The organism is Rhodococcus sp. (in: high G+C Gram-positive bacteria) (genome assembly GCF_049286785.1).
Classification (GTDB): domain Bacteria; phylum Actinomycetota; class Actinomycetes; order Mycobacteriales; family Mycobacteriaceae; genus Rhodococcus_F.
Map to the genome: position 1 here is coordinate 1 of NZ_JBAQEO010000192.1, position 3,696 is coordinate 3,696.

2 protein-coding genes, 1 tRNA gene and 1 pseudogene are annotated in these 3,696 nt (G+C 65.6%); 3 read left to right on the forward strand and 1 reads right to left on the reverse strand.

What is annotated here, in order from left to right:
* The first annotated feature begins 33 nt into the window (after nt 1–33).
* Complete coding sequence (locus tag WAW17_RS07800) at nt 34–381, forward strand: hypothetical protein (RefSeq protein WP_422332419.1); 348 nt, start codon at nt 34–36, stop codon at nt 379–381.
* A gap of 83 nt (nt 382–464) precedes the next feature.
* Nucleotides 465–538 (forward strand) — tRNA-Ile (locus tag WAW17_RS07805).
* Nucleotides 539–1,067: 529 nt separating this feature from the next.
* Here WAW17_RS07805 and WAW17_RS07810 read toward each other — a convergent pair.
* Complete coding sequence (locus WAW17_RS07810; RefSeq protein WP_422332418.1) at nt 1,068–2,105, reverse strand: alpha/beta fold hydrolase; 1,038 nt, start codon at nt 2,103–2,105, stop codon at nt 1,068–1,070.
* A 304-nt stretch (nt 2,106–2,409) separates the two neighbouring features.
* Between WAW17_RS07810 and WAW17_RS07815 the strand changes: the two are divergent.
* A pseudogene (locus WAW17_RS07815) lies at nt 2,410–3,154 on the forward strand (hypothetical protein).
* The last annotated feature ends 542 nt before the right edge of the window (nt 3,155–3,696 follow it).

Here is a 3,696-nt window from a genome sequence, read left to right on the forward strand (position 1 = left end):
ACCGTGTCCTGTATGAGGGGTGATGAGGCTCGCGTGGCCCGGGACTTCGCGGGGTGGTTGTCGTCTCACGGGTGGGTGGTTCGTACCGAGGTGGATTTCATCGACATCGTTGCCGAGAAGGACGGCCGCCGGCTCTACGCCGAGGTCAAGGGTGCGACGACCGTGCCGGGGTTGGATGTCGATACCGCTATCGGGCAGCTGGTGAGGCGGATGCCGAGCGAACCGGATCGGTCGGTGTCGTTTGCGTTGGTGGTTCGTGACGAGCCGCGATCGGTGGAAGCGGCGGTGCGAGCGCCTCAGCGGATTCTGGATCTGTTGGGGATGGCGCTGTATGCGGTCGATGAGGACGGTGGCGTGCGGCAACTCTTCGGCCGCGTATGAGACTTCCCGACGCGGGCGGGGACAGCCAGCAGGGTGGCCGGTAGCATCACCTCGCCCCGCGATGGTGGGGGTAGTGCGGTGATGGGGCGGTAGCTCAGTCGGTTAGAGCCGTGGACTCATAATCCATTGGTCGCGGGTTCGAGCCCCGCCCGCCCCACCGCGTTCATCGTCGGCCTCAACAGGCCGGTGGAGGGACGGGGTCAGGCCGCCCGGATCGAGAGTGTGCGAGGCGGTGACATGGCCGTGGCGGATCCCCGGCCGGTAGGTTAGGTGGTAAATGTCTCGAACACCGGTGCTGCCATCGGATCGGCCGCTGCATGCGGTACCCCATTTCCCCGTTGTGTACACCAACTGCAGGTTCGGGCGGGTGACTCCCTTGCCCAGGAGAAGCCGGCGACGCCTCGGACGAGGTATCCGAAGCTTTGATGCCAACTCCTCGAGGGGCAGGCCTTTCTCCCCTGCCACAGCGAACGCCGATCGCAGCAGCGAGGGGATCTCTCCCGGATAGCCTGGACGGAATTCGGATTCCCATGTCACGCTGTAAGTTCCGTGCCGACCGCCGCCATGCTGAAGCCGCTATTGGTGGCGTAGTGGCGCCTGCCCCGACCGGTGACCGTGCGGCGTGGGAACCCTACCCAGGTACCGGGTGGTTGTTGTGCCCGGCGTCGGTCATCTGAGCCCGAGAATCAGGTGGCGCTGCGTTCGGCGGATCCCACCGCGTCGAGCACGGCGGCACGCGTCGAGACGTCGGAGGTGAGAGCCTTCTCGACGGTTCCGACGTTGAGCAGTTGCCGCCACCTGGCCTCGTCGAATGGCGATGGGCGCGTATCGGACAGGAACTCCTCGACGGTGTGGACAAAGCGCATGGGGTCGTCCCGGAAGGGGAAGTGACCGGCGCCCCGGAAGATCTCCAGCCGCGAACCCGGCATTGCCGCGTGCGCGGAGTGGGCGTGGCTGACGGGGATGACCGTATCCCGATCTCCCCAGATGAGTTGAACAGGAAGACCAGCTGTCAGATAGCAACGGTCGAGCATCGTCACCGTCTGTCCGCGCCAGTCGACCACCGCCCGCAGGGTGCGTAGGTAGGCCTCGTACGCGGCGGTGTCGGGAAGTTCGGTCAAGATACGCACCAGATCCGGTGTGTCGTGCAGCGCCGCACCGGGGCGCAGGGGAGTGCCGTGCAGCCGAGTCAACACGGTTCCCACCCACCGCACCGCGGGCACCGCTCCCGGCAGGCGCAGCAATTTCAGTGCCTCATTGACGATCGGCGTCGCCGCGAGGCGCAGGAGTGGATGAACGTCCTTGGTGATACCGCCGGCGGAAACCAGGATGAGCCGATCCACCATCTGTGGGAACTGGTAGGCGAACTGCATCGCGATGCCGCCGCCGAGCGAATGTCCGATCACGGTGGCGTGGTCGATTCCCAGGGTCGAGAGTAGATCGCGCATGCCGTTGGCGTAGGCGGCGACGGAATAGTCGGCACGGGGTTTGTCGGACCGTCCGTGGCCGAGTAGATCGGGTGCGATCACGGTGTAATTCTCGGCGAGGTGCGGGATGATCTCGGTCCATGTCGACGAGTTGTCGCCGATGCCGTGCAACAGCAGCAGCGCGGGGCCGTCACCGGTCATGCGGAAGGCGCGTCGGTACCCGTGGATGGTGCGGAACATCATCTGTGGCTCGGCGTCGGGCACCTGCCTGAGTCTGCGCATGCGACTGGGGTTCATCGCACCCTCCTCGACTGTCGCGTTCTACGTCGATTCTTCGCTTCACCCCGTCGACACACGTGACGACACGCCCCACCCGAGGGTGTCGACATCAGGAGGTCGCTGCCTCCTCCCGTTCCCCGAAGCAGCCGCGAGACGTTCGCTGGTTATTCGCGGTGGAGGCCGCGGCGTTACACCCACGTCGGCGAGAGTCGGGTCGGGCATCGTTCGCTCTCGGACGGGGATCTGATCAGTCCTTGTCTGTTATGTGGGTTGGCTACCGTGGGGGTTTGTGGCAGCAGGTATTCCGGGGCCGTCGGACAAGATGGCGCCGAGCCTCGAGGTGGCGCTCGACTTCGCTCGGGAATGGGTGGAGTTCCTCGATCCCGACGACGCCGAGCATCTCATCGCCGCGGATATGACGTGGCTTCTCTCGCACTGGACCTGTGTGTTCGGTACCCCGGCTTGCCAGGGCATCATCGCGGGCCGACCCGACGACGGCTGCTGTTCGCACGGCGCCTTCTTCTCCGACGAGGGAGGATGTGGAGAGGTTGCACGAGTCGGTGAAGCTGGTCAGGCCCGAGGGCTGGCAGTTCAGGAAGCAGGGTCTGGGGAAGAGGGGGTACATCGAGGAGGACGAGCTCGAGGATGAGTCGGCGCTGCGTACCCGCCGCTACCAGGGCGCGTGCATCTTTCTCAACCGTCCCGGATTCGAGGGTGGCATCGGGTGCGCGTTGCATTCGATGGCGCTCGAGCGCGGCATCGAGCCGCTCGAGGTGAAGCCGGACGTGTGCTGGCAGCTGCCGATCCGGCGCACCCAGGAATGGGTGGAGCGACCCGACGGTGAGCAGATCTTGAAGACGACGATCACCGAGTACGACCGCCGCGGCTGGGGTGAGGGCGGCGCGGACCTGGACTGGTACTGCTCCGGCTCGCCGGACGCGCATGTCGGCGCCAAGGCGGTGTGGCAGTCGTATGCGCCGGAGCTCACCGAGTTGCTCGGTGAGGCCGCGTATCGGGAGCTGGCGCGGCTGTGCAAGCGACCCCCGAGTGAAATCTCGTCAACATGAGCGGTGTCGGCGACCAGCTTCGCTGCGATGAGCGGGCGCGCACCGAGGAATCGCCAACAAGGATAGGGCCAGCTGTGAGCCAGCTGTGAGCCGACTGGGCGGCAAGCCGCCTGATAACGGTACTCATCCCTGCGCCGGGTCGCGGGCCGGCACGGCCTACGTTCAGCGCCTCGCGGGCGAGTGCGGCGCGGCGATCGCTGTCCCCGTGTAGCGGACTCCTTGTGCGGGCTACGGTGCCTTGCGTATGCGAGAGTCCGTTGCCGCTCGCGTCGTGAGAGGGAGGGCCTGGACAATCAGCAGGCCAACGACTGCAGGTAGGTCAGGAGGGCGGTGATCCGGCAAGTCGGTCCCATCGACCGGGGCCGGCAACCTCGGAGACGCCGACGACAGTCGGCCGACACAGCCCAAACCTATGCTGATACGTCATGTCACGAGGAGTGCGGGTGAATCATGGTTCACCTCGTGGTGCAACATGAAGGGAAACGCTCATTCGACAATGGTGGTGAGGAACTTTATGGATCCCGTAGTCACACAGCCCGAAC